The organism is Micrococcaceae bacterium Sec5.8, from assembly GCA_039636775.1.
Classification (GTDB): Bacteria; Actinomycetota; Actinomycetes; order Actinomycetales; family Micrococcaceae; genus Arthrobacter.
Map to the genome: position 1 here is coordinate 2,506,132 of CP143429.1, position 26,791 is coordinate 2,532,922.

At 67.3% G+C, this 26,791-nt stretch carries 23 protein-coding genes and 2 tRNA genes; 5 read left to right on the forward strand and 20 right to left on the reverse strand.

From position 1 onward, the window contains the following. Positions 1–77: 77 nt before the first annotated feature. The 16 genes from VUN84_11520 to VUN84_11595 form a co-directional block, all read right to left on the reverse strand. Complete coding sequence (locus VUN84_11520) at positions 78–818, reverse strand: HAD family hydrolase (GenBank protein XAS65837.1); 741 nt, start codon at positions 816–818, stop codon at positions 78–80. A gap of 2 nt (positions 819–820) precedes the next feature. Further along, complete coding sequence (gltX, locus tag VUN84_11525) at positions 821–2,353, reverse strand: glutamate--tRNA ligase (GenBank protein ID XAS62947.1); 1,533 nt, start codon at positions 2,351–2,353, stop codon at positions 821–823. Between the two features lie 35 nt (positions 2,354–2,388). Next, positions 2,389–2,622, reverse strand: a complete 234-nt coding sequence (locus tag VUN84_11530) for a hypothetical protein (protein ID XAS62948.1) — start codon at positions 2,620–2,622, stop codon at positions 2,389–2,391. 20 nt (positions 2,623–2,642) lie between these two features. Beyond that, positions 2,643–3,419, reverse strand: coding sequence for a fumarylacetoacetate hydrolase family protein (locus tag VUN84_11535; GenBank protein ID XAS62949.1), 777 nt, complete (start codon positions 3,417–3,419; stop codon positions 2,643–2,645). A gap of 38 nt (positions 3,420–3,457) precedes the next feature. Next, positions 3,458–4,255, reverse strand: coding sequence for an MBL fold metallo-hydrolase (locus tag VUN84_11540; GenBank protein ID XAS62950.1), 798 nt, complete (start codon positions 4,253–4,255; stop codon positions 3,458–3,460). 149 nt (positions 4,256–4,404) lie between these two features. Further along, positions 4,405–5,517, reverse strand: a complete 1,113-nt coding sequence (locus VUN84_11545; GenBank protein XAS62951.1) for a branched-chain amino acid aminotransferase — start codon at positions 5,515–5,517, stop codon at positions 4,405–4,407. 123 nt (positions 5,518–5,640) lie between these two features. Next, on the reverse strand, positions 5,641–6,693 hold the full coding sequence (locus VUN84_11550; GenBank protein ID XAS62952.1) for a 3-isopropylmalate dehydrogenase: 1,053 nt from the start codon (positions 6,691–6,693) through the stop codon (positions 5,641–5,643). Positions 6,694–6,763: 70 nt separating this feature from the next. After that, complete coding sequence (gene metG, locus VUN84_11555; protein ID XAS62953.1) at positions 6,764–8,323, reverse strand: methionine--tRNA ligase; 1,560 nt, start codon at positions 8,321–8,323, stop codon at positions 6,764–6,766. Between the two features lie 10 nt (positions 8,324–8,333). Continuing rightward, a complete protein-coding gene (locus tag VUN84_11560) occupies positions 8,334–9,062 on the reverse strand; it encodes an ATP-binding cassette domain-containing protein (GenBank protein ID XAS65838.1) in 729 nt (242 codons plus the stop codon). Positions 9,063–9,100: 38 nt separating this feature from the next. After that, positions 9,101–11,890 (reverse strand): FtsX-like permease family protein, encoded by a 2,790-nt coding sequence (locus tag VUN84_11565; GenBank protein ID XAS62954.1) that lies wholly within the window; start codon positions 11,888–11,890, stop codon positions 9,101–9,103. Between the two features lie 205 nt (positions 11,891–12,095). Next, positions 12,096–13,691, reverse strand: coding sequence for a phosphoglycerate dehydrogenase (gene serA / locus VUN84_11570; GenBank protein ID XAS62955.1), 1,596 nt, complete (start codon positions 13,689–13,691; stop codon positions 12,096–12,098). Positions 13,692–13,818: 127 nt separating this feature from the next. Continuing rightward, a complete protein-coding gene (gene ilvC, locus VUN84_11575; protein XAS62956.1) occupies positions 13,819–14,844 on the reverse strand; it encodes a ketol-acid reductoisomerase in 1,026 nt (341 codons plus the stop codon). A 112-nt stretch (positions 14,845–14,956) separates the two neighbouring features. Next, entirely contained in the window at positions 14,957–15,469 is a 513-nt protein-coding gene (ilvN, locus tag VUN84_11580) for an acetolactate synthase small subunit (protein ID XAS62957.1), read from the reverse strand. A gap of 2 nt (positions 15,470–15,471) precedes the next feature. Further along, on the reverse strand, positions 15,472–17,370 hold the full coding sequence (locus VUN84_11585) for an acetolactate synthase large subunit (GenBank protein ID XAS62958.1): 1,899 nt from the start codon (positions 17,368–17,370) through the stop codon (positions 15,472–15,474). Between the two features lie 418 nt (positions 17,371–17,788). Further along, entirely contained in the window at positions 17,789–19,510 is a 1,722-nt protein-coding gene (ilvD, locus tag VUN84_11590) for a dihydroxy-acid dehydratase (GenBank protein ID XAS62959.1), read from the reverse strand. Between the two features lie 124 nt (positions 19,511–19,634). Next, positions 19,635–20,576 carry a LysR family transcriptional regulator gene (locus VUN84_11595; GenBank protein ID XAS62960.1) on the reverse strand — a complete coding sequence of 314 codons (942 nt, stop codon included), beginning with the start codon at positions 20,574–20,576 and terminating at the stop codon, positions 19,635–19,637. Positions 20,577–20,680: 104 nt separating this feature from the next. On the opposite strand from VUN84_11595, the gene VUN84_11600 reads away from it, so the two are divergent. The 3 genes from VUN84_11600 (at position 20,681) to VUN84_11610 (ending at position 22,842) form a co-directional block, all read left to right on the forward strand. Then, entirely contained in the window at positions 20,681–21,448 is a 768-nt protein-coding gene (locus VUN84_11600) for a hypothetical protein (GenBank protein ID XAS62961.1), read from the forward strand. 8 nt (positions 21,449–21,456) lie between these two features. Next, complete coding sequence (locus VUN84_11605) at positions 21,457–22,650, forward strand: PQQ-dependent sugar dehydrogenase (protein ID XAS62962.1); 1,194 nt, start codon at positions 21,457–21,459, stop codon at positions 22,648–22,650. Between the two features lie 116 nt (positions 22,651–22,766). Next, positions 22,767–22,842: transfer RNA gene (locus tag VUN84_11610), tRNA-Lys, on the forward strand. A 472-nt stretch (positions 22,843–23,314) separates the two neighbouring features. Here the strand turns inward: VUN84_11610 and VUN84_11615 are convergent. From VUN84_11615 to VUN84_11630, 4 genes are all read right to left on the reverse strand, one after another. Beyond that, on the reverse strand, positions 23,315–23,815 hold the full coding sequence (locus VUN84_11615) for a hypothetical protein (protein XAS62963.1): 501 nt from the start codon (positions 23,813–23,815) through the stop codon (positions 23,315–23,317). 79 nt (positions 23,816–23,894) lie between these two features. Further along, complete coding sequence (locus VUN84_11620; protein ID XAS62964.1) at positions 23,895–24,392, reverse strand: DUF805 domain-containing protein; 498 nt, start codon at positions 24,390–24,392, stop codon at positions 23,895–23,897. A gap of 458 nt (positions 24,393–24,850) precedes the next feature. Next, positions 24,851–24,991: a hypothetical protein gene (locus VUN84_11625; protein XAS62965.1), complete on the reverse strand. Its 141-nt coding sequence runs from the start codon at positions 24,989–24,991 to the stop codon at positions 24,851–24,853. 398 nt (positions 24,992–25,389) lie between these two features. Further along, entirely contained in the window at positions 25,390–25,863 is a 474-nt protein-coding gene (locus VUN84_11630; GenBank protein XAS65839.1) for a MarR family transcriptional regulator, read from the reverse strand. Between the two features lie 107 nt (positions 25,864–25,970). Here VUN84_11630 and bcp point away from each other — a divergent pair, with 107 nt between their 5' ends. Both bcp and VUN84_11640 read left to right on the forward strand, forming a co-directional pair. Next, positions 25,971–26,444: a thioredoxin-dependent thiol peroxidase gene (gene bcp, locus VUN84_11635; GenBank protein ID XAS62966.1), complete on the forward strand. Its 474-nt coding sequence runs from the start codon at positions 25,971–25,973 to the stop codon at positions 26,442–26,444. 109 nt (positions 26,445–26,553) lie between these two features. Then, positions 26,554–26,635: transfer RNA gene (locus VUN84_11640), tRNA-Leu, on the forward strand. The last annotated feature ends 156 nt before the right edge of the window (positions 26,636–26,791 follow it).

Here is a 26,791-nt window from a genome sequence, read left to right on the forward strand (position 1 = left end):
TGGTAATCGTTGCGGCAGGACCTTGAGTTTTCCTTGCGCGGGCGCTGCCGGAGGGGCTGGTGCCAGGGTCGTGGCGGCTAGGCCAGCAGCTCCATTAGGGATGCGATCTCGCGGCCCTCGAAGCCCGGCGCCGGTACCCCGCCGCGGTTCAGCCAGACGCCCAGCAGGCCGGCCGCCGTCGAGCCGTCCGCGTCGAGTAGGCGGTTGTCCCCCACGTAAAGCGTCTCGCCGGCTCCGGTCCCCAGCCGGCGGACGCCTTCGAGGTAGATGGCCGGGTCCGGTTTCGCCGCGCCCACGGTGTCGGTCCCCACGAGCACGCTGATACGTTCCAGGCCGGCGGCGTTCAGTTTGACGCGCTGGTAGTCGTGGACGTTGTTGCTCACCGCACCGTAGGGGATGCCGGCGGCATCGAGCGCATCAAGGATCGGGGTGACGTCATCAAACGCGCGGATGTAGCCGTGCTGCCGGCTGGCGTAGGAGCTGACCCAGTGGTGGGCCTGATCCCCTTCGTCCAGCTGCACGCCGAAGTGGCCCAGCGCCGCCCGGCCGCGGAGCAGCCGCTGTTCATCGAAACTCAGCTCACCGGCGAGATAACGGTCGTAGAAGTGGGTGGTCTCGCGGGTGAAGATCCGGCCAAACTTCTCCCACCCGGCCTGGTCAAGGCCGGGCAGGAGATGTTCGCTGACGTCGCGGAGGGCTGCGGTCATGGCGAACTCCAAGTCCACCAGGGTGTCGTCAATGTCGAACAGGACGCCGCGGACGCCGCCCAGGCCAGCAGCCAGGGCACTGGTCCGGGTGTGGGCCTGGGGTGAGCTCATCATCAGCCGCGGAACGCGCGCAGCCGTGCCAGGGATGAGTCCTTGCCCAGGATCACCATGGATTCGAAGAGCGGCGGTGAGATCCGGCGCCCGGAAATGGCAGTGCGGACCGGGCCGAACGCCAGCCGCGGCTTGACGCCGAGGCCTTCCACGAGGGCTTCCCTCAGGGCAGCCTGAATGGTGTCCGCGGTCCATTCGGCCAGCGGCTCGAGGGCGGCCAGGGCGGCGTCGAGCACCTCGGTGAGGTTCTCCGGAAGGCCCTTGCGGGCGTCATCCGCGACGTCGATCGCGGTGTCGTTCTTGAACAGGAACGCGAGCATCTCGGGGGCTTCGCCCAGCAGCGAGATCCGTTCCTGGATCAGCGGGGCCGCCTCGGCGAGGATCTCCTCCTGGCGCACCGTGAGGGTGTCGCCGACCAGCCCGGCGGCGCGCAGGTACGGCACGAGCCGGCCGCGGAAGTCCTCGGCACCGAGCATCCGGATATGCGTGCCGTTGATGGCCTCGGCCTTCTTGATGTCGAAGCGGGCCGGATTGGCCAGGACGTCGTTGACGTCAAAGTGCTCGATTAGCTGCTCCACGGTGAAGATATCCTCGTCGGCCGAGAGGCTCCAGCCGAGCAGGGACAGGTAGTTGAGCAGGCCCTCGGGGATGAAGCCGCGGTCCCGGAGCAGGAACAGGTTGGACTGCGGGTCGCGCTTGGAGAGCTTCTTGTTGCCCTCGCCCATGACGTACGGCAGGTGGCCGAAGACCGGCAGGTAGCTGGCGACGCCGATGTCCATCAGCGCGCGGATCAGGACCACCTGGCGGGGCGTGGAGGAGAGCAGGTCCTCGCCGCGGAGCACGTGGGTGATGCCCATGAGCGCGTCGTCGACGGGGTTGACCAGGGTGTAGAGCGGGGAGCCGTCGGCGCGGACAATCACGTAGTCCGGGATGCTGCCGGCCTTGAAGGTGATGTCCCCGCGGACCATGTCGGTGAAGGTGACGTCCGTATCCGGCATCCGGACCCGGAGCACCGGCTGGCGGCCTTCGGCCTGGAACGCGGCGAGCTGTTCGGCGCTGAGGTCGCGGTCGAAGTTGTCATAGCCCAGCTTGGGGTCCCGGCCGGCAGCGCGGTGGCGGGCCTCGACCTCGTCCGGGGAGGAGTAGCACTCGTAGGCGTAGCCGGCCTCGACCAGCTTGGCGACTACGTCCTTGTACAGGTCCAGCCGCTGGGACTGGCGGTACGGCTCATGCGGTCCGCCGACCTCCACGCCCTCTTCCCAGGAGATGCCGAGCCACTTGAGCGCCTCCAGCAGCTGCAGGTAGCTCTCCTCCGAGTCGCGCGCCGCGTCCGTGTCCTCGATGCGGAACACGAAGGTGCCCTTGGTGTGCCGGGCGTGGGCCCAGTTGAAGAGGGCGGTGCGGATCAGGCCGACGTGCGGGGTGCCGGTGGGCGACGGGCAGAACCGGACCCGCACGGGGGTGTCGGCGGTGACTTCGCGAATCACACGGGGGGCGGAGCTGGAGACGGCGTCGGGCGCAGTAGGAGTAGTCATAGTGACTCCAACTTTACCGCTTGCGGCCGGGCGCTTTACCGCTTGCGGGCGCGCGCCGGCTGCGGACGGGACAGCAACTTCAGGAGGTAGTACCCTGCCAGCGCCAGGCCCACCCCGAGGAAGGCCAGCGCCAGCCAGGGCGGCCCGTCCAACCAGTGGACGGCGCGGGCGGCCATGGCGAAGGTGCCGATGGAACCCAGGGCGAAGAGCAGGAACGACCGGCTGCGCCGGGACCCCGGCCGGGGTCCGCGCCACCAGCCGTTGCTCATGATCGGTCCCGGCGTTGCATTTAGCGGCGGACCACCGGGTTGGAGAGGCGGCCGATGCCCTCGATTTCAACCTCGAAACGGTCACCGGCTTCCACGAGTCCGACGCCGGCGGGGGTGCCGGTCATGATGACGTCGCCGGGCAGCAGGGTGAAGGCCTGCGACACGATGGAGACGAGTTCGCGGACGCCGCGGATCATCTGGCTGGTGCTGCCGTCCTGGCGCAGCTCGCCGTTGAGGCGGCCCTGGATCTGCAGGTCTTCGGTGTTCAGTTCGGTCTCGATCCACGGTCCCAGCGGGGCGGAGGTATCAAAACCCTTGGCCCGGGCCCACTGCAGGTCCGTCTTCTGGACGTCGCGGGCGGTGAGGTCGTTGCCGCACGTGTAACCGAAGATGACGTCGTCGACGCGCTCCTCGGGGACGTCCTTGCAGATCCGGCCGATCACGACGCAGAGCTCGGCTTCGAAGGACACTTCCTCGGAAAACTCCGGCAGGACGATTGGATCGTTGGGCCCGATCACGGAGGTGTTGGGCTTGAGGAAGAGCAGCGGCTGCGCCGGGACTTCGTTGCCGAGTTCGCGGGCGTGTTCGACGAAGTTGCGGCCCACGCCGATGACCTTGCTGCGCGGAATGATCGGGGCGAGCAACCGGACGTCCTCCAGCTTGTGCCGGACGGTGGTTCGCTCCACCCCGTGGAAGAAGGGGTCGCCGTGGATGACAGTGACTTCCTCACTGCCGGACTCACCTTCAACAATGCCGTAGAGGGGATCAGAATCGACTACAAACCGGGCGATACGCATGGCTCCTAGCGTACCGTCTCCGGCGCGCCCGGCCGGACCTAGCCGGCGCCGCCGCCTGAGCGCAGGTAGTGCAGCTGCGCGGCCACGGACAGTTCAGCCGCAGGCCGCACGGCGGGATCGACGGCGGCGTACACGGCGTCGGCTACCGCAGCCACCCCGGCGTCGGGGCCCAGGTGGTCGAGGGCGGACCGGATTTGGGCGAGGCGGTCCTGCCGGTGGTCCTGGTAGGACCGGACGATCGTGTCCAGCGCCGGCAGCAGGGGGCCGTGGGCGGGCAGGACGGTGGCGGGGCCCAGACGTTTTAACTTCTCCAGCGAGGCCAGGTAGTCCCCCAGCGTGCCGTCGGGGAAATCCAGGACCGTGGTGCCGAGGCCCAGGATCGTGTCGCCGGTGAGGACCGAGCCGCGGGCGCCGTCGTGCGGCAGGTGGAAGCAGACCGAGTCCGAGGTGTGCCCCGGCGTCGCCACCACACGGATGTCAGTGCCGGCGGCCTGGATGACTTCCCCGTCCACCAGGGGGCTGCCGCCGACACAGTGGGCGGGATCCATGGCGCGCACGGGCGCCCCGGTCAGTTCGGCGAACCGGGCCGCTGCCGCGGTGTGGTCCGCGTGCCGGTGGGTGATCAGAATGAGTTCGACGGCGCCGGCGCCGGCCAGGTCCTGCAGGTGCGGTTCATCCAGCGGGCCGGGATCCACCACGACCGTGCCCGCCGCTCCGGGCGCGGAAATCACGTACGAGTTGGTCCCGTTCAGGCTCATCGGTCCCGGGTTGGGGGCGAGCCGGAAGCGGGTCAGCTCGGTGCTGCGCAGCACGGCGCGGGAGTCATCGGGGATCACCTGACCATCCTGCCACCGACGTGGACGGGAAACGATCGCCCGCTCCGCCGCCCACGGCCGTGGCGCGGCATCGCCCGAGAATGCACGACGGCGGCCCCGCACCGGAAGGTGGGGGCCGCCGTCGAACGCTGCGTGCTGCCGGGAACTGCTTAGGCGAGGCGGGTCAGCCAGCCGTGGGTGTCCTCGATGGCGCCGGTCTGGATGCCCAGGAGCTGCTCGCGGATAGCCATGGTGGTCTCCCCCGCTGTGGCGTCCTCGGAGCCGATGAACTCGGTGTCGTCCTTGAGCACGCCGATGGGGGTGATGACGGCGGCGGTGCCGCAGGCGAAAACTTCGGCGATCTCGCCGGACGCCACGCCGTCGCGCCATTCATCCAGCGTGATCTTGCGCTCGGAGACCTCGCGGCCCATGTCCCGGGCCACCTGGATGACCGACATGCGGGTGATGCCCTCCAGGATGGTGCCGCTCAGCGCGGGGGTGACCAGTGAGCCGTCCTTCATCACGAAGAACACGTTCATGCCGCCGAGTTCTTCCACGGCGTTGTCGTTGAACTGGTCCAGGAACAGCACCTGCTTGCAGCCGTGGGATTCAGCTTCCTGCTGGGCGATCAGCGACGCCGCGTAGTTGCCGCCGCACTTGGCGGCGCCGGTGCCGCCGCGGCCGGCGCGGGCGTATTCGCGGGAAATCCAGATGGAGACGGGCTTGAGTTCGCCGCCGAAGTAGTTCCCGGCCGGGGAGGCGATGACGCGGAAGGAGACTTCGCGGGCGGCGCGGACGCCGAGGAAGGCCTCGGTGGCGATCATAAACGGGCGCAGGTACAGGGCTTCACCGTCGCCGGCGGGAACCCATTCCTTGTCCGCGGTGACAAGCTCGCGGATGGCGCCGAGGAAGTACTCCTCGGGGAGCTCCGGAAGCGCCAGACGGCGGGCGGACTTGTTCAGGCGCGCGGCGTTGGCTTCCGGGCGGAACGTCCAGATGGAACCGTCGGAGTGGCGGTAGGCCTTGAGGCCCTCGAAGATTTCCTGGCCGTAGTGGAGCACCGCGGCGGAGGGGTCCAACGAGATGGGACCGTACGCCTCAACCCGGGCATCGTGCCAGCCGCCCGTGCCCTCGGCGTCGGCGCTGTAGTCGACGATGGCGGTGTGGTCGGTGAAATAGTTGCCGAAACCCGGGTTCGCCAGGATGGCAGCACGTTCGTCAGCGGACTTCGGGGTTGCCGAGAGCTGCTGGGTGAATTCGACGCCATGGGCAGTCTGAGTCATGGTTCCTCCACGGTCGGCTGCCGGGCGTGGGACGTGGTTCATCCCCGGACCACGGCAGCATTTTGGTGATTCGGATCAAGTTTACGCCCGATGACGGCCCGCCCGGCCCGTGCCCGGAGGGCCCTACAGGGCGGCGGCGATGGCGTCACCGATGGCGCTGGTGCTCCGGGCCGTGGCGCCGCGGCCGGCAACGTCGGCAACAACGGCGGCTTCGATGTTGCGGGCGGCGGTGCCGTACCCAAGGTGGTCCAGCAGGAGGGCGGCGGAGAGGATGGCCGCCGTCGGGTCCGCCTTCTGCTGGCCGGCGATGTCCGGCGCCGAGCCGTGGACAGGTTCGAACATGGACGGGGCGGTGCGTTCCATGTTGATGTTGCCGGACGCGGCGAGGCCGATGCCCCCGGTGATGGCCGCGGCGAGGTCGGTGATGATGTCGCCGAAGAGGTTGTCCGTGACGATCACATCGAACCGGGCGGGATCGGTGACCATGAAGATGGTGGCGGCGTCAATGTGCAGGTAGTCGTGCGTGACCTCGGGGAACTCCTGGGCCACGGCTTCCACGGTGCGTTTCCACAAATGTCCAGCGAAGACCAGGACGTTGTGCTTGTGCACCAGGGTGAGCTTTTTGCGCGGGCGTCTGCTGGCCCGGCGGAAGGCGTCCCGGACCACGCGCTCCACGCCGTAGGCGGTGTTCAGCGAAACCTCGGTGGCCACTTCCTGCGGGGTGCCGGCGCGCAGGGCCCCGCCGTTGCCCACGTACGGGCCCTCGGTGCCCTCACGGACCACGATGAAGTCGACGTCGCCGGGGTCGGCGAGCGGGCTGGCGACGCCGGGGTAGATCCGGGAGGGCCGCAGGTTGACGAAGTGGTCCAGGCTGAAGCGCAGCTTGAGCAGCAGTTCGCGCTCGATGATGCCGGAGGGGATCCGGGTGTCACCCGGAGCCGCCCCGACGGCACCAAAGAGGATCGCGTCGCGGGTGCGGAGATCGGCGAGGATCTCCGCCGGCAGGGTCTCCCCCGTCTCGAGCCAGTGCTGCGCCCCCAGGGTGTAATGGGTCTGCTGCAACACGATGCCCTCCGCGGCTGCGGCCTTCTCGAGAACCTTCACGGCCTCGGCGGTGACCTCGGGGCCAATGCCGTCGCCGGGGATAACGGCCAGATCAATCGTGGATGCACTCATGATGTCAGCGTAGCCAAGGCATCCACATACTGGTCAAGTTGTCTCACTATCCGAACTCCCGGCGCAACGGTTACGCCTCGGCGGGCTCCTCGTACTTCGGAAACACCGGAGCCGGGGCCGGCAGCGCCGTTCCGGCGTCGAGCGGTGTGCCCAGGGCGGCGAACTCCCGCGCGTCACCCTCCGGCTGGCCCAGGGTGCGCAGGATGGCCGCCGCGGCAGCCGGCATGACCGGCTGGGCGAGGATGGCAACGATCCGCAGCACCTCAAGGGTGACGTACAGGACGGTGTTCATGCGCTCGACGTCGGTCTTGCGCAGCACCCAGGGTGCCTGCTCGGCGAAGTACGCGTTGGTGTCACCCAGGACGGTCCAGATGGCCTCCAGCGCGCGGCTGAACTCCTGCTTCTCGAACGCGGCGCGGGCGATGTCCAGCAGCCCGTTCGCCTGGCCCAGGAGCGCGGCGTCCTCGGCGGTGAAGCCTCCGGGGACGGGGACGGCGCCGTCGCAGTTCTTGGCCACCATGGACAGGGACCGCTGGGCCAGGTTGCCGAAGTTGTTGGCGAGGTCCGAGTTCATCCGGCCCACGATCGCGTCATGGCTGTAGGAGCCGTCGGCGCCGAACGGCACTTCACGCAGCAGGAAGAAGCGCACCTGGTCCAGCCCGTACTGCGCCACCCAGTCCGCGGGAGCCACCACGTTGCCCAGCGACTTGGACATCTTCACGCCGTTGTTGTGCAGGAAGCCGTGGATCATCACGCGCTTGGGCAGTTCCAGCCCGGCGGACATCAGGAAGGCCGGCCAGTAGACGGCGTGGAAGCGGGAGATGTCCTTGCCGATCACATGCACGTCCGCCGGCCAGTATTTCCGGAACGACTCCGATTCGGTGTCCGGGAAGCCGACGCCGGTCAGGTAGTTGGTCAGGGCGTCCACCCAGACGTACATCACGTGGTCCGGGTTGCCCGGGACGGGGACGCCCCAGTCGAAGGAGGTACGGCTGATGGAGAGGTCTTCCAGGCCGCCCTTGACGAAGCTGACCACCTCGTTGAAACGGTTGTGCGGGGCGCCGAACGACGGGTGGTCCGCGTAGAGCGCCAGCAGCCGGTCCTGGTACGCGGAGAGCTTGAAGAAGTAGCTCTCTTCCTCGGTCCAGGTCACCTCGGTGCCGGTTTCGGTGGCGTAGCGGAGGCCGTCGGCGTGCACCTCGGTCTCGTCCTCCACGAAATAGCGCTCGTCGCGGACGGAGTACCAGCCGGCGTACTTGGAGAGGTAGATGTCGCCGTTGGCTTCCATCCGCTGCCAGAGGGCCTTGGCGGCCTCGTAGTGGTCCTCGTCCGTGGTGCGGATGAAACGGCTCAGGGAGATGCCGAGGTCGTCGCTCATTTGGCGGAAGGCACCGGAGTTGCGGTCGGCCAGTTCCTTGACCGGGATGCCCTCCTTTTCGGCCGTCTGCTGCATCTTCAATCCGTGCTCGTCCGTGCCGGTCATGAAGAAGACGTCGTAGCCGTCCAGGCGCTTGAAGCGGGCCATCGCATCGGTGGCGATGACCTCGTAGGCGTGGCCGATGTGCGGCACGCCGTTGGGGTAGCTGATGGCGGTGGTGATGTAGAACGGGGTCTTTTCGGAAGTTGTCACAGTTTTCAGCCTAAATCAGTTCGGTGAGGGTATCGCTCTGGCGGACGAGTTCGTGGTCATGTGAAGCGACCAGGACGGCGATGCCGTCCGAGGTCGTGTCCTTGAGGATGCTGATGATGCGGTTGGCCGAGGACCGGTCCAGGCTCGCGGTGGGCTCGTCGACCACCAGCACGCGGGTGCCCAGGATCAGGGCCCGGGCGATCGCCACGCGCTGGCGTTCGCCGCCGGAGAGCTGGGCCGGGCGGTGGCGCATGCGCCGGCCGAGGCCCACGAGGTCCAGGAGGTCTTTGGCCATGTCGCGCCGCTCCGCCACCTGGCCGTCGGGCACGGCGGGCAGCAGCACGTTCTCGAGGGCGCTCATGCCGTCGATCAGGGCACCGCCCTGGTCGACGTAGCCGATGAGGGCACGGCGGCGGTCGGCGATTTCATCCTCGCCCATAGTCTCGAGCGCGTCGCCCTCCCAGAAGACCCGGCCCGACGTCGGCAGGGTCAGGCCCGCGCCGACCGTCAGGATGCTGGTCTTGCCGGAGCCGGAGCGGCCGGCCACGCAGTGCATCTCGCCGGCGTGCAGGGTCAAGTTGAAGTCATCCACCACGTTGACAGGTTCGGCGCCGCCCTGGCCGCCGCCGCCGTAGTGGATGGTGATGTTGCTGAGCTCCAGCGGTGTGGCGTGGTCCGCGGCCTTCACGATCGTGTTGGCACGGGTCTGGTGGACACCGCGGCGGGTGCTCGCCGCCATCCGCTCGTGCGCCTCACGGTCAAGGTTCGGGTCGTTGTTCATCGGACCACTTTCGTTGCAATCGGAATCCAGCAAAGTACGGCCACGAGCCCGGCGACAGCGGCCCAGAGCGCGGCATAGGGGGCCAGGATCAGGCCCACGCCCAGGGCGCCCAGGACACCCACCGGCAGCGCCACAGCGCCCACCACGGCGTTTTCAAAGAACCGGACCTGGCCCAGCATGTCCGGGTTCCAGCCCATGGCCTTCAGCGTGCCGAGATACTGGCGTTTGGCCTGCAGCTCGAAGCGGCCGGTGACCATGGTCAGCAGCAGGCCCACGGCCACGCCGGCGAGTCCGAGGATGATGCTCGGCACGGCGATGGACGCGGCAGCCACGCCGCCGAGGGCACTCGCTCCGGCCGTGCGGGGAATGTCGATCAGCAGCGCCACCATCGCGCCCACGGCGGCTCCGAAGACGGCGACGGCGACGGCCAGGGAGATGGTGTTGAACTTGTTGGTGCTCAGCTGCCGGGTGGCGAAGGTCAGCGGGGAGTCCACGGAACGGAGCCGCTCATCGTGCTGCGGTTCCTGGTCCACCACGTCGCGGTGGCGCAGCTCCCGGGCCGCGAAGAGGGCCGCGGCGACGTACAACGCCAGCACCAAGGCCGAGACGATGGCCGTGGCAAGGCTCCAGCTGAGCAGGCTGAGGATGATGCCTGCGGCGGCGATCACGCCGGCACCCACGCCGAACTCGGCCAGCACCCAGGAGCGGATCCGTCGCTGGGTCCAGCCCATGGCACGCAGGGTGCCGGCCTCGGTGCGGCGTTTCCGGACGTAGCTGACAGTGGAGGCGCCGGTCAGCAGGGCCGCGCCGCACAGGGTCAGGAACAGCAGGGCCAGGTTGGTGCCGGCGAGGGAGCCGGAGACGGCGTCTGCGGCGTTCTGGCGGACCCAGGACTGCTGCACGGTGCCGAGCGGGAACTCCTTGCCGGCGTCGTCCTTGGAGTAGCCGGGGACGAAGATGCTGGTGTCCTCGCGTGCCGAGCCGGCCACGACGGTGGCCTGCAGGCCCAGGTCCCGGATCTCGTTGGCGAGCTTCTCCACCTCGGGCTGCGCGTCCTTCCAGCTGCCGGGGACGTTGGCGCGGACACGCACGGCGTCGATCACGGCGCCGTTCTCCGCGTAGCCGCGGGCAGCGGCCAGGCCGGAGTAGTCAGTGATGGCACCGGCGGACTGGCTTACCAGGCCCGTGGCGCTGAGCGAGGGCTTGAGTTCGGTGTTTCCGGCGTCCTTGCCGGAGCCGTCCTTGATGAGCGTGAACGGTGTGGGGTCATAACCCCCCAGCGGCAGGCGGTTGACGTCTCCGGCTGCGTCCTGGACGGCGGCGGCGTCGAACGTGCCGTACACCATGGCCAACGGAGTGGCAGGTTTCTTACCGGTTTCCAGGGACTCGCGGTACGCGCGCTCGTCGACGGGCGTGCGCTGGGTCTGGTCCACGGCGGCGCCGTTGGCTGCTTTCTCGGGCAACCGGTTCACGGTGATCCAGTCACCGGGGGTGGCGGTCTTGGCGACGGCGCCGTTGCCAGCGGTTTTCCCGTCCCGGTATTGCGGGGCGGCCGCGAAGTCGGTGCTCCAGGTGGCGGGGTTGTAGAGGCCCTGGCTGAAGCTTCCGGCGTCCCCGAGGAGCTGCGAGAGGTCCGTGGATCCGGGCCAGTCGAGGGCGAACGGGGACTTGGAGACGAACGGGAGGTAGTCCTTGTCCAGCGAGCGGGCGGCGGTGCCCACCTCCCTGGTGACGTTCCCGGCGGCGTCGATTTCCTCAATCTTGACGGAGTACGTGAGGTCAACGGCGGTGCCGGAGCGGACGATCAGCGGGATGGCCTGCGAGTCCTCGGTCAGCGCGCCGTTGCGCTTGGCCTGCTGGTACTGGCTCATCAGCGGGGCCCAGTATTTGAGCTTGACGCCGAGGAAGTCCGGGCCCTCCTTGAGTTCGTCCATGCCGATGCCGGTGGTGAAGAGCTCTTCCAGCTGCTGGCCGATGGCGCCGGCGTTGCGGGCGTCCGCGGCGGGCGCCTTCTCCAGGGGGGCGAGGAAGTCACCGGCGGGTCCGAGCAGGGCTCGTTCGGACGCGGGGTCGACGGCGACGACGGCTTCTGTCACCTGGGGCGCGGAGGGCAGCGCGACGGAGAGGTTGAAAAGGTTGTGCTCGGAGCCGCCGGCCGGGGCCGGGAACTTGATGCCGGTCTCCCCCGCGGGGCCGGCGATGCGGACGTTCTTACCCCCTGCGACCTCTTCCTCGATGAGTTTGGCCTTGCCGAGGGAACCTTCGGCGGTGGTGTTGAAGAGGGTCTGGTCGGAGTGGCCGTCGGAGCTGACGGCGCTGGCGGTGAGCCGGTATTTCTTGGGCGTCTCGGACAGGACCGATTCGGCGGCCGGCCATTTGCCCGGGTCCGTGGTGCTGGGGTCCCCGGCGGTGCCGGCCAGCGCGGCGTTGTAGCCCAGATAGTCGGTGGCTTCCAGCCGCGGGGACTCGAGGTTCTGGGTGACGCGGGAGACGAGGCTGATCGGGGCCGCCACGGACGTGCCGGAGAGCTCGCGGAGGGAACCCAGCTGCTCGAAGCTGATGCCGCCCTGGCCGGTGGCGATGTCCGGCTGCACGAGCCCGCCGTTCCCGCCTGCCCTGGCCTGGACGAGGATGTCGTAGAGGCCCCGGGAGTTCTGGTCGACGGTCCGGTTCAGCGCGGCCTGCGACTGGCTTTGCACGAGAACCGAGAGGCACATGGAAGCGATCAAAATGGACGCGGTCAGCAAAAGCACTCGGCTTCTGATGAACCTCTGGACGGCGTTCATTTGGCTCCTGAAAGCTCGGTTGCGTGCGCACACCGAAGTTCATTTCCTGCGGAAGTGAAGGCGTCCCCTGCCGGGTGTGCAAAAGTAAAGGCCGGGCTGCGGGCCGGGATCCGATAATCGGACGTTGCCATTGTACGCAGACCGGCCATGTGATTGCGGCCACCCGCGGCGGTCGAAACCGCCGCGGGTGGCTGCCGCCGAAACCTCAGTCCTCGAGGTCCACTTCACGGACCATGTCGGCGCCGATTCCGGCCTTGATGGCGTCCAGGACCTGCTGCGGAACCGAACTGTCGATGGTCAGCAGGGCCAGGACCTGGCCGCCTTCGTCCTGGCGTGCCACCTGCATGCCGGCGATGTTGATGTTGTTCATGCCTAGGATGTGTCCGATGGTGCCGATCACGCCGGGGCGGTCCGCGTAGGCGACCACCACAAGGTGTTCGCTGATGGGAATTTCCACCTCGAAGCCGTTGATGCCGACGAGCTTCTGGATCTGCTTGGGCCCGGTCAGGGTTCCGGCCACGGAGATCTGCGTGCCGTCACTCAGTGCCCCGCGCAGGGTCAGGACGTTGCGGTAGGACTCCGTGTCCGGCGTCGTGATCAGCCGGACGTTGATGCCGCGCTGCTCGGCGATCACGGGGGCGTTGACGTAGGAGACCTGCTCGGTGACGATGTCGGCGAAGATGCCCTTAAGCGCGGCGAGTTCGAGGACCTTGACGTCGAGGGAGGAGATTTCGCCGGCCACTTCGACGTCGAACTGGGTCAGCGAGGCGTGCGTCATGGCGGTGAAGATCCGGCCCAGCTTTTCCATCAGCGGGATGCCGGGGCGGACGTCCGGGGCGATCACGCCGCCGGCGACGTTGACGGCGTCGGGCACCAGTTCCCCGGCCAGGGCAAGGCGGACGGATTTGGCGACCGAAACGCCGGCTTTTTCCTGCGCTTCGTCCGTGGACGCGCCCAGGTGCGGGGTGACCACCACGTTGTCGAGGCCGAAGAACGGCAGGTCGGTGCTGGGTTCCTGGACGAAGACGTCGACGCCGGCGCCGGCGATGTCGCCTGCCTCCAGCGCAGTGTAGAGGGCTTCCTCGTCGACGAGGCCGCCGCGGGCGACGTTGACGACGTACGCGGTGCTCTTCATCTTCTTGAACGCCTCGGCGCCGAGCATGCCCACCGTTTCCGGCGTCTTGGGCATGTGGATGGTGATGAAGTCCGATTGTGCGAGCAGCTCATCCAGGGTCACCAGCTGCACGCCGAGCTGGGCGGCGCGGGCGGAAGTGATGTAGGGGTCGTAGGCGAGGATCTTCGTATCAAAGCCCTTGAGGCGGGCCGCGACGAGGGCGCCGATCCGGCCCAGTCCGATGATACCGATCTTCTTTTCGAAGAGCTCGATACCGGTGTACTTGGAGCGCTTCCACTCGCCGTCCTTGAGGGCCGCGGACGCCTGCGGGATGTGGCGGGCGAGGCTGAGGATGTGGCCCACCGTGAGTTCCGCGGCGGAGACGATGTTGGAGGTGGGGGCGTTGACCACCATGACGCCGGCCTGCGTGGCGGCCTTGATGTCGACGTTGTCGAGGCCGACGCCGGCGCGGGCGATGACCTTGAGGTTCTTGGCGGCCGCAATGGCCTCGGCGTCCACTTTGGTTGCGGAGCGGACCAGGATCGCGTCGACATCGGCGATCGCAGAGAGCAGCTGGGAACGGTCGGCACCGTCGGTGTGGCGGATTTCGAAGTCCGGGCCGAGGGCCTCGATCGTGGCGGGCGAAAGTTCCTCAGCGAGGAGTACTACAGGTTTGGTGCTTGTCACCGGTGACCTCTTTAGCTCTCTTGTATAACAGGCGGGGATTTTGGTGAATCGGGTGGGTGCGGACCTCACGCAACAGCAGGGAAGCCGGACCCCAGAAATGGTGTCCGGCCTCCCTGCCGGTCAGTGCCTAGCGGGCCACTGAACCTTCGGTGTAGTCGTCTTCGTTCTTGATCCAGGAGAACAGCTTGCGCAGTTCGCGGCCGGTGGCCTCGATCGGGTGGTCCTCACCCTTCTTGCGCAACGCCTTGAACTCGGGGGCTCCGGCGTCCTGGTCGTCGATGAAGCGCTTGGCGAAGGTGCCGTCCTGGATGTCCTTCAGGACAGCCTTCATGTTTTCCTTCACCTCGGGGGTGATCACCCGCGGGCCGGAGACGTAATCGCCGTACTCGGCGGTGTCGGAGACGCTCCAGCGCTGCTTGGCGATGCCGCCTTCCACCATGAGGTCCACGATCAGTTTGAGCTCGTGGAGGACCTCGAAGTAGGCCACCTCGGGCTTGTAGCCGGCCTCGGTGAGCGTCTCGAAGCCGTACTGGATCAGCTGGGAGGCGCCGCCGCAGAGGACAGCCTGCTCGCCGAAGAGATCGGTTTCGGTCTCTTCGGTGAAGGTGGTCTCGATGACGCCGGCGCGGGTGCCGCCGATCGCCTTGGCGTAGGACAGGGCCAGTTCCTTGGCCTTGCCGGACGGGTTCTGCTCGACGGCGATCAGGTCCGGCACGCCGCGGCCGGCCTCGAATTCGCGGCGGACGATGTGGCCCGGGCCCTTGGGGGCAACGAGGGCGACGTCGACGTCGGCCGGGGGCTTGATGTAGCCGTAGCGGATGTTGAAGCCGTGGCCGAAGAACAGGGCGTCGCCGGCCTGCAGGTTAGGGGCGATGTCCTCGGCGTAGACGTGGCGCTGGACCTGGTCCGGGGTGAGGACCATGATGAGGTCGGCCTCGGCGACGGCGTCGGCGACGTTCAGGACGCGCAGGCCCTCGGCCTCGGCCTTGGCGCGGGACGTGGAGCCTTCCTTGAGGCCGACGCGGACGTCAACACCGGAGTCGCGCAGGCTGAGGGCGTGGGCGTGGCCCTGGGAGCCGTAACCGATCACGGCGACGGTGCGGCCCTGGATGATCGACAGGTCGGCGTCGTCGTCGTAGAACATTTCAGTCACTGGGGTGTCTCCTTATTGATGGATTCGTAGATGGTGCTTGGTCAGGAAAAAACTTGGGGGTGCGGCCGTGGCATCTTTGGTGTTCGGGTGCCCTGGGTCCTGCTCCGCTGCCTTAGGCGCTGCGCAGGGCCCGGTCACTCATGGAGCGGGATCCCCGTCCCACGGCCAGGGTGCCGGACTGGACGATTTCGCGGATGCCGAATGGCTCGAGCACTGAGAGCAGCGCCGTGAGTTTCTCGGGGTGGCCTGTCGCTTCAATGACCACCGACTCTATGGAGACGTCGACCACGGCGGCGCGGAACAGGTCTGCAGCCTGGGTGACCTGCAGCCGGGTTGCGGCATCCGCCCGTACCTTGACCAGGATGTGGTCACGCTGCACGGACAATTCGGAGGTGAGCTCCACGATTTTGATCACGTTGACCAGCTTGTTCAGCTGTTTGGTGATTTGTTCGATGAGCTCCTCATCGGCGTCGACGACGACGGTCATCCGGGACATGCCCGGAACTTCCGTCGGTCCGACGGCCAGGGAGTTGATGTTGAAGGCCCGGCGGGCGAAGAGGCTGGAGACGCGGGTCAGCACGCCGGGTTTGTCTTCGACCAGAACGGACAGTGTATGGCGGGTCATGTTCAGTCCTCCTCTTCCCATTCCGGGGTCATGTTGCGGGCCACCTGGATTTGATCGTTGCTGACTCCGGAGGGGACCATCGGCCACACCATGGAGTTGGGGCTGACCACGAAGTCGATGACCACGGGGCGGTCGTTGATCTCCAGGGCCTTCTGGATGGTGGCGTCGATGTCCTCGTCGCGTTCACAGCGGAACGAGGCGCAGCCGTAGGCGTCCGCGAGCTTGACGAAGTCCGGGATCCGGACGGTGTCATGGCCGGTGTTCAGATCGGTGTTGGAGTAGCGGCCCTCGTAGAAGAGGGTCTGCCACTGCCGCACCATGCCCAGTGAGGAGTTGTTGATGATGGCGACCTTGATCGGGATCTTGTTGATCGCGCAGGTGGCCAGTTCCTGGTTGGTCATCTGGAAGCAGCCGTCGCCGTCGATGGCCCAGACCACGCGGTCCGGGTTGCCCACCTTGGCGCCCATGGCGGCCGGCACGGCGTAGCCCATGGTGCCGGCTCCGCCGGAGTTCAGCCAAGCGTGCGGGCGTTCGTACTTGATGAACTGCGAGGCCCACATCTGGTGCTGCCCGACGCCGGCGACGAAGACGCCCTCGGGGCCGGTGAGCGCGCCGATGCGTTCGATCACCCGCTGCGGTGCGCTGAGGCCGTCGTCGGGTTCGGTCCAGCCCAGCGGGTAGGTCTCCTTGAGGTTGTTCAGGAAGGTCCACCAGTTGGTGATGTCCGGGGTTCCGGAGGCGGCGAACAGGGTCCGCAGAGCCTCGCTCAGTTCCGGGATGATCTCCTTGACCGAGCCGACGATCGGCACATCGGCGGTGCGGTTCTTGGAGATCTCCGCCGGGTCGATGTCCGCGTGGATGACCTTGGCGTTCGGGGCGAAGGACTTCAGGATGCCGGTGACCCGGTCATCGAAGCGCGCACCGAGCGTGATCAGCAGGTCCGACTGCTGCAGGGCCGTCACGGCGGAGACCGTGCCGTGCATGCCCGGCATGCCGACGTGCTGCGGGTGGGAGTCCGGGAAGACGCCGCGGGCCATCAGGGTGGTGACCACGGGGGCCCCGCAGAGTTCCGCGAGCTCCAGCAGTTCCGCCGAGGCGTGCGCCTTGACGACGCCGCCGCCCACGTAGAGCACGGGCTTGTTGGCCGCGGCAATGAGCCGCGCGGCTTCGCGGACCTGCTTGTTGTGGCCGCGCAGCACCGGGTGGTAGCCGGGCAGGTCGATCTTGGGCGGCCAGGAGAAGGTCATCTGGCCCTGCTGGGCGTCCTTGGCGACGTCCACCAGCACCGGGCCGGGACGCCCGGTCGAGGCCAGGTGGAAGGCCTCGGCCATGACGTGCGGGATGTCGTTGGGGTCGGTCACCAGGAAGGAGTGCTTGGTGATCGGCATGGTGATGCCCACGATGTCCGCTTCCTGGAAGGCATCGGTGCCGATCACCCCGCTGGAGACCTGGCCGGTGATGGCCACGATCGGCACGGAGTCCATGTGGGCATCCATGATGGCGGTGACGAGGTTGGTGGCACCGGGGCCGGAGGTGGCGATGCAGACGCCCACCCGTCCGGTGACCATGGCGTAGCCTTGCGCGGCGTGGCCGGCTCCCTGTTCGTGACGGACCAGAACGTGGTTCATTCTCGAAGCCATCAAGGGGTCGTAGGTGGGCAGGATCGCGCCACCGGGCAAACCAAAAATATCGTCCACGCCGAGTTCTTCGAGCGAGCGGACAATAGCTTGTGAACCGGTCATCACCGTCGGGGGTACGACGTTGTTCGGTCCAAGGACAGGAGAGACAGCAGCAATGTCGACGCCGGCGTCAGCCGCGCGTTCGACGCGGTCCGAAGCCTTGGGGGCTCCAGCGGACTTAGTGGCCATCAGCGAGGGGCTGATCGGCGATCCTTTGCTCATCGGACTCTTCCTTAGTGGATCTTCGGTGGATCATCAGTGATCTTGCGGTGCGGAAATAAAAGAACCCCTCAGCCGGAGGCTCTTCGAGGGGTTCGCGCGTGACGGTTCGTTACCGGTGCAGGCTATGGAGCCACGCGCTTGGTAAGGACGACGGAGACACCTGCAGCGGCGCCGACGGTAACGGATGCGATCATGCAATCAGTTTTCCCTCTGAGTGAGACACGTGTCAACGAGCCCACGCACTGTCTCACCATATGGACTTCACTGTCCACCTGTTGAACTTCACATTTCCCTGTGACCTGACAGCCTCCGGCGGCAGGCGGGAGGCTCCTTCCCCAAACGGACGGCGCGGACGCCGTCCGCTTGGGGCCCCTCGGAGTCTCCCTTATTAAGCCTGGTTACCCCTGCTTAGAGAGAATCACCCGCAGTAGGCGCCGGTGGAGGCGCTGTGGACGAGCTTGGCGTACTTGGCGAGCACACCCTTGGTGAACTTGGCCGGGAGCGGTTCCCAGCCCACCTTGCGGGCGTCAAGCTCGGCCTCGTCCACGAGGAGGTCGAAGCTGCGCGCGGCGATGTCCACGCGGATCCGGTCGCCGTCCCTGACGAAGGCGATGGGGCCGCCGTCGGCCGCTTCCGGGGCGACGTGGCCGATGCACAGTCCTGTGGTGCCGCCGGAGAAGCGCCCATCGGTGAGCAGCAGGACGTCCTTGCCGAGGCCGGCGCCTTTGATGGCGCCGGTGATGGCGAGCATTTCGCGCATGCCCGGTCCGCCCTTGGGGCCTTCGTAGCGGATGACGACGACGTCGCCGGCCTTGATCTGGCCGTGGTCGAGTGCGTCCAGGGCACCCTGCTCGCGCTCGAACACGCGGGCCGTGCCTTCGAAGACGTCGGCGTCGAAGCCGGCGCTCTTCACGACGGCGCCTTCCGGGGCCATGGTGCCGTGCAGGATGGTGATGCCGCCGGTCTTGTGGATGGGGTTGTCCATGGCCCGCAGGATCTTGCCGTCCAGGTCCGGCGGGTTGATCGCCGCGAGGTTCTCCGCGACGGTCTTGCCCGTGACGGTGAGGCAGTCGCCGTGGAGGAGGCCGGCGTCGAGCAGGGCGCGCATGATGACCGGCACGCCGCCGATCCTGTCGACGTCGGTCATGACATAGCGGCCGAAGGGCTTGAGGTCTCCGAGGTGCGGGATCTTGTCGCCGATGCGGTTGAAGTCCTCGAGGTTCAGCTCGACCTCGGCTTCGCGGGCGATCGCGAGGAGGTGCAGGACGGCATTGGTGGAGCCGCCGAAGGCCATGGTCACGGCGATGGCGTTTTCGAAGGCTTTCTTGGTCATGATGTCGCGGGCGGTGATGCCCAGACGGAGGAGGTTCACCACCGCTTCGCCGGACTTGCGGGCAAATTCGTCGCGACGGCGGTCTGCCGAGGGCGGTGCGGCCGAGCCGGGAAGGGACATGCCCAGCGCCTCGCCGATGCAGGCCATGGTGTTGGCGGTGTACATGCCGCCGCAGGCGCCCTCGCCCGGGCAGATGGCCTTTTCGATCCGGGTGAGGTCTTCCATGCTCATCTTGCCGGCCGCGCAGGCGCCGACGGCTTCGAAGGCGTCAATCAAGGTGACTTCCTTCTCCGAGCCGTCCTCCAGCTTGACCCAGCCCGGCATGATGGAGCCGGCGTAGAGGAAGACGCTGGCAAGATCCAGGCGGGCCGCTGCCATCAGCATGCCCGGCAGGGACTTGTCGCAGCCGGCCAGCAGGACCGAGCCATCGATCCGCTCAGCCTGCATGACGGTTTCCACGGAGTCGGCAATGACTTCCCGGGAGACCAGGGAGAAGTGCATGCCCTCATGCCCCATGGAGATGCCGTCCGAGACGGAGATGGTGCCGAACTGCATCGGGAAGCCGCCGCCGGCGTGCACGCCTTCCTTGGCGCCCTGGGCCAGCCGGTTCAGGGAAAGGTTGCAGGGAGTGATTTCATTCCAGGAGCTCGCGACGCCGATCTGCGGTTTGGCGAAGTCGTCGTCGCCCATGCCCACCGCACGGAACATGCCGCGCGCGGGGGCCGCATGGATGCCGTCGGTGACCACCCGGCTGCGGGGCTTGATGTCCGGTTTGGTCGCTGTCGCTGTCTGGATGTCCTCACTCATGGGTCAAAGTCTAGGGCTCCGCGATGAGGCGCAACGACCCGAAATGGCGCATTAAGCGTAAAACCGGGAATGTTTCGGTCAAATAGTGGACAGCTATCTCATTAGATGGACAGTCCGGTCCGGGTCATCGCTCCGGGCGGGCGGCGATCCGCAGCTCCGGTGCCGCCGCGACGGACTGCGCCTCAGCCTTGAGAAGCGTCAGGACCTGCTCGATGGTGGTGCGGGCAGCGACGTCCGGGCGGGCCAGAGCGACGATGCTGCGGCGGGCTTGGACCCCGGCGAGCGGTCGCAGCACAAAGCCCCTCCCCTGGTTCTTCAAGGCCGTGTAGCGCGGCAGCAGGCTCAGTCCGTGCCCCGCGCTGACCAGGGCCTCGAGCACCCTCAGATCGGGGAACATCTGGGCGCGGTCCGCCGGGGAGTCCGCCTGGACCTCGATCTGGCGGAGGACGGTGTCGAACGGAAATCCTTCGGGCACACCCATCCACGGGAAGCCGATGACGTCTTCGGCGCGGAGCTCCGCCTTCCCGGCGAGCGCGTGACCGGCGGGGAGGGCCACATCCAGGGGTTCCTCCAGGAGCGGCACAACCGTCAATCCCAGCCGGGCAAAGACGTCAGGCCCGTCAACACTGTGCGCCAGCACGATGTCGTAGTCGGCGGTCAGCCCGGCGAACCCGGCGACGTTGGGATCCTCAAAGTGGGCCTGGAAACGGAGCCCGTCAATGGCTTTGACCCGGTGCAGGAGGCCGGGGAGGAACATTTCGGCGGCGCTGGGAAAGAATGCCGCCTTCACATGTGTCTGCCAGCCCTGCCGATAGGTGTCGATCGTGGCCTCCGCGCGGGCCATGGCGGTGGAGACCTCGGCGGCTGCCCCCGCCATGGCCAGACCGGCCTCCGTGAGACGCACCCCTCTGCCGGACTTCTCCACCAGGACGACCCCCAGCTCCTCCTGGAGGGTTTTGAGCTGCTGCGACACGGCGGAAGGGGTGACCTTCATGGCCTCCGCCGTGGCTCCCACCGTCCCCCGGTCGGCGAGCTCGCGGAGGATGCGCAGTCTCTTAAAATCCATGATGCGAGGCTACAGGCCGGATTCCGGCCGGCTGGACAGTCCCCTCACGGCAGACGTACCGTCGAGCAACGGCAACCTTGCCCTCTGGACCGAAAGGCTCTGCTATGGATTGGATCATCTGGCTTGTCGTCATCGTGGCGATTGTCGCCATCGTCTGGTGGCTGCTCAACCGCAACAGTTCCCGGCGCAATTCCGGGTCCACGCGCGTCGGGACAGCTGCCACCGGTACGGCTTCCACCTCCCCCACGGAGCACGACGCCGGCCACGCCGCGTCCCACGCGGAACCGGAATCCCCCGCGGAGCCGGAGCGTGAACCGGAGCGGATTTCCGAGCCCCGACGTCCCGCGGCAGCTGAGCCCGCGCCCACGGCGGCCGCCACCGAGGAGCCTATTGCGTCCGGGACGCCTTCCGCCGCACCGCAGGCCGCTTCGAACGTCCCCGTGCACCACCGTGAATACACGCAACCCCAGGCGCCCACCCTGCCGGGCGCAGAGTCCGCTGCGGCAGAAGCCGGCCCCGACGTGTCGGCCACGGATGGCCGGGTGACGCCCTCAACCGCGGCGCCGGCGCTGACCGAAGCTGACAGCCGGCACTCGGCCATGTTCCTCGATACGCCACAGACCGCGGCACGCCCGGAAGCCGAACCCGCCGGACATCTCGCCGCCGCCCAGCCCTATGGCGAGGGGTCGGCAGCACCCGCCGCTGATGGCAGCGGACCCGACGGTTTCACGGTCAAGGGCGACGCGGCCTCCATGGTCTACCACGACGAGACCAGTTCCGCGTTCGAGGACACCCGGGCCGAAGTCTGGTTCCTGTCCACAGCCCATGCCGAAGCCGCAGGATTCCGGCCGCCGCGGCGGACCCGGCAATAGGGCCAGCTGTGCGGGCCACCCGAGGACGCGGCACGTTCCGGGCCGGTGCGGGGGCGGCCGCCGTCGCGATCCTGCTGTCCGGTTGCACTGCCGGCGCGGGCGGCGCCCCGCCCCCTGCAGGCAGCGCCCCGCCGCCGTCAAGCCAGGCAGCGTCAAGCCCGGCACCGGCCAGCCCGGCAGCCCCCAGCTCCGCCGCCACCACCCAGGCGGCCGCCACCGGAGCGGGGGTGGACCAGCCAACCGTCACCGGCCAGATCAACGCCGAGCTGCAGGTGCCCTGGTCCACGGTCTTCCTGCCCGACGGCACCGCCATCATTTCCGAACGCGAGACCGCCCGGCTGCGCATCATTCCGCCGGGCCCAGTGACCGGAAAAGCCGGCTCGCTGGGCAAGGTGCCCGGCGTCGTTCCCGGCGGTGAAGGCGGCCTGATGGGCCTGGCCCTGTCGCCGGACTTCGCGAGGGACCGGTTCCTGTACGCCTATCTGACCGCCGCCAGCGACAACCGCATCGTCCGGCTGCGCCTCGAGGACGACGCCGGAACGCTGCGGCTGGGGACACCGGAGGTCATCTTTACCGGAATCCCCAAGGCAGCCACGCACAACGGCGGCCGGATCCGGTTCGGGCCGGACGGCCATCTCTACGTCGGCACCGGAGATTCCCAGCGCCGCGGGCAGCCGCAGGACCCGAACGCCCTGGGCGGCAAAATCCTGCGCATCACCGCCGAGGGCCAACCCGCGCCTGGCAATCCCATCGACGGCAACCCGATGTACAGCCTGGGCCACCGCAACGTGCAGGGACTTGCCTGGGACAGTGCCGGCCGGCTGTGGGCGAGCGAATTCGGACCCGACGTGGACGACGAACTCAACCTGATAGTTCCCGGCGGCAACTACGGTTGGCCGGCCGTCACCGGCGCGCCGCACCGCACCGGATTCCTGGACGCGAAAGTGGTGTGGCCCTCAACTGCCGATTCTTCGCCCAGCGGGCTGGAAATTGTCGGCGACCGGGCGTACCTGGGCGCGCTGCGCGGGCAGCGGGTGTGGCAGGTTCCCCTCAACGGCGAATTCGCCGGCGATCCTGTGGGCTATTTCACACGGATGTACGGCAGAATTCGGAACGTCACGCTGGCCCCGGACGGACGCCTGTGGGTGCTCACCAACAATAAAAACCCCGACTTTGTGCTGGTTTTGGAGTTGCCGGGATAGGTGCGCCCCGGCCCACCGCCGCCGATTTCGCACTCCGCAGAATCTCGTGTAGAGTTTCATGTCGTTGCGGAGAACAACGCGGGAACAAGAAGACCGCGATGAACCAAACAACAGCTGCACCTCTAGCTCAACTGGCAGAGCAATTGACTCTTAATCAATGGGTTCCGGGTTCGAGTCCCGGGGGGTGCACCACTCAGAGGAAAACCCCGTCTTCACTGGCTTATCGCCAGGAAGGCGGGGTTTTTTGCGTGAGGAAAGCAGCGATGCGCCGGCGGACGGCACACCCGCCCCGGTGGACGGTAACGCCCAGGCGATTGCGGGGCACAGTTACTTCCAAAGCGGATAGCCGCCCATCGTCCGGCGCCCAGCAACCAGACGGGTCTTCCCGCACGGTAACTTCAGTGGAACGATGCCAGTATGAGCGAGAAGAACGACGGGCCGGTGCGGGACCGGCGACAACATCTTCATTCCCATACGGCATCAACGACACAACAACTCCGGACCATCGGACAGCGGCGGCGGGAAGCGGAAGAAAAGCTGGAGCATCACCTGGACGCGGCACGCCACAGAAACGAACACCATCATGACGGTTGGAAGGCAGAGCCGGAGCCGGCCGCCGTGGCGGCTCCTCCGCGTGGAGCGGGCCCGGAAGGTCCTGGCGGGGTTACGGGCCGTCCGCGGCAAGGGTCCTGACCCATTCCGGGGTTTGCTTGTTGAGGCGGCGGTCGGTGACCAGGCGCAGCTGCGCCGCGGCAATCCACACCGCTCGCAGGTCACCGTCTGATGCCCCGGGGGCGAGAACGTTGGGCAGGGCGCGGGCTTGCGCCCCGTGACCCTCCCACGCTGCCTCGAGGACGGCGAGTTCACCGGCGCCGGCCAACTCACTTTCGCCCAGGACCCGCAGGACTTTCAGCCCCACGGTGGCCTGCTTCTTGTTGCCCGAGTGGACAGCGTCCAGCGCCCATTGGGCCCGCTTCCACCACTCGGCCCGGTTATCGGCGACGGACTTCTGCTTCAGGGTATTGATGCCGATGACCGCGGCGATGGCGGCGCTGACCAGGACGGCCAGGGGTCCCAGTGCGGCGAGGACCTGCCACCACTCGGCCGGGCCGGAGTGAACCAGGACCTCGACGGGCACGGGCGCCGGTGACGGTGTGGTGGTCATGCCTCAAGGGTAATCCTGCCCCGTGACTCGGGGCATAAGGAAGGCCCCGTCGGACGACGGGGCCTTCCTTATGGTGCGCTTAGTGTCCCGGGTACGCAGGCACGCCTTCCGGGCGGTCGAACCGCTGGCCCTCCGGCTTGGAACCCATCGCGGTGAGGACGATCAGGATGATGCCGCCGGCGAACGGCACGAGCACGAGCAGGTACATCCAGCCGCTGAAGTTGGCATCATGCAGGCGCCGGACGGTCACTGCCAGGGACGGGACGATAACTGCCAGGAACCAGATGCCGGCCAGGATCAGACCAACGGTGAAACCCGGGCCCGGGACGGTGGAGCCGTCTGCGGCGCGCGTGGCACCGGCGGAGCCAGCCACCAGCATGATGAAGTTCAGGACCATGGAGACGATGAAGGCCACGAGGGTCCACCACCAGTACTCGCTGCGGCTGGCCCGGCCGGAGAACGTCGCGTACTTCTTAAAGAACCGTGAGACGGCGACCGGCAAGGACGCGCCGTACAGAGGCGCCCAAAGGGGAACCGGTCCGGTGGATTGCTGTTGTTGCTGCGGTGCGTATGTCATGTGAGTCTCCTCGAAGGTTGCGTGTTGTAAACCCTGGTGCCGGGATCGGCAACGGGTTGTGGTTGATGTGTGAGCCCTGGCGGGGAAGTCCCCGTCCGCAGGCGCAGTACCGGCGCCACACCAAAGTGAGGCCTCAGGCGTGCTTGAGAGGGAGCCGGGGAAGCGTGGGACGGGCGGCCGCAATCGGGACCGCCGGCCCGGTGCTGTGAACAGGCAGCCGAGGTGCGGTAACAGACGGCCGGACCGCCGCTACGAGCAACGCTCGGGCCGCAACCGCGCCGGAAGTCTTGCCTGTGAAAGGGCGTGCGTACGCCATATGTCCCCCAATACCGGGCACCCCCCAATGGGCCCCGGTGACACTGTACTTGCGTTTTACTGGCAGCAGCACTGTGCGGCGACGGGCGGCGTGTCTGGTGGGCCCGCGCGCCCAGGGCGAGAAGTCGTTGGAGGACGAAAGTCTAGAGCCCGCTCCGGACCGCGGCGGCTAGCTGAAAGTGAATGGGCAACAACAGTTGAACCGGTGAGGCGCCCACGGGCTCGTCAAGCAGCTCATTGATCGAGGTCTGCCCTTCCAGCTCCTCTGTGGGGTGCGCATCCATCCCTTGAGCCTAGATGCAGCCGGCACTCCGTCCGCTGAGGGACACGGAATAGCCGGCCCCTAAGGATGCAGGAGCCGTGCGCTAACCGCTGTGCCGGGTTTACTCAGTGCGCGGGGTGCGGCAGGATTCCCGTTCCGGAATCTGCCGGGCATTGATCGTGAGGATCGCAGGCTTCACAGAAGACGGCTGCTGCAAACTCACCACAGCACTGACAATGGTGCTCCAAGGACCGGGCTTCCAGGATGTAGCTTGTCATGAGGATATGCTCCCCCACCGCCGCCCGCGGGAACCCAGTAGTTTGTACTCGTTTTTGGAGCGGGACAGCCCTTAGGGACCAAATTATTGCGCACCGGCGCGGCATGGCGGGGAAAAGCTCCGCGCGGTGAAGGGTGAGCTGCTTAGTTGGCGTCCACGGGCAGCACGGGCGCCGGGGCGGTGACGATTGCCTTGGCGTCGGTGGAGGAGATCCGCGTGGCGAGTTCGGTGACAACCGCCTGGAGTTCCTGGCGCAGGACGTCAGGGTCGATGGAAGCGGCGGCGAGAACTGAACGCTCCATATCTGCCGCTTCAACAACAGCTTCGCGGCCCCGGTCCGTTAAAGACACAACGTGGCTGCGCCGGTCCGAGGGGCTGCGTTCCCGGGAGATATGGCCGTGCGCCTCCAGCCGGCTGAGCGTCTTGCCCATGGTCTGCGCTTGGACTCGCACCAATTGGGCGAGCTGGGCCTGGGTCATCGGTCCGTTGACGGCGAGCACTTCCATGGCGATGACTCCGGCATGGGTCAGGCCAATGGCCCCCAGCTTCTCGTTCCAGGAGTGTTCAACAAGGCGCGCTGCCGTGGACAGTAGGCGGCCCGTGGGCCAGCGATCCATATCAGGCATACCACCGAGTATAGCGAGCCTAGGATTCTGCGCTGCCACCACCGCTCATTAGGCTGGGATGGAGCAACCCTGCGTCCACCCTAAGAAGGAGCACCCCTGTGCCTGAACGACTCATCTCCGGCGATCCAGCGCCCGCGTTCACCCTGAAGAATTCCGATGGGAAGGATATGTCACTCGAGGACTTCCGAGGCAACAGCACAGTGGTCTATTTCTACCCCGCGGCCTCCACCCCCGGCTGCACCAAGCAGGCCTGCGATTTCCGGGATTCCCTGCCCGCACTGCAGCAGGCGGGCTACGCGGTGGTCGGCATTTCCCCCGATCCGGCGGAAAAGCTCGCCAAGTTCGCCGCTGCTGAAGGGCTGACGTTCCCCCTGCTCTCGGACCCGGACCACGCCGTCGCTGAGGCCTACGGCGCCTGGGGAGAGAAGAAGAACTATGGCAAAACGTACGACGGACTCATCCGGTCAACGGTGGTGGTGGACCCCGACGGGGTGGTTACGGTCGCACAATATAACGTTCGGGCCACCGGGCATGTCGCGAAGCTCCGCCGGGACCTCAAGGTGGACAGCTAGCCGCACGCCGGCCACGGACGGGGGTCGCCCCAGGGCGGGCGGTGAAATGTACAATGGAGCCTGGCATGCGCCGCTGACTGTCCCAGGACGGGCCGGGCGACGCGGCCGAGCGCGAGTGGTGAAATTGGCAGACACGCAGGATTTAGGTTCCTGTGCCTTCGGGCGTGGGGGTTCAAATCCCCCCTTGCGCACAATTCGATATACACAGTGGAAGAGCCCCGGTCGTTGGACCGGGGCTCTTTTTTGTTATCGGCTTTGTTATTCCCGCGAGCTGTGTGCCCCGCCGTATCGAGACAAAACCGCAGAAAACCGGGCCGTCGGGGGGCCCGGAAAGTTTTTTCCATCCT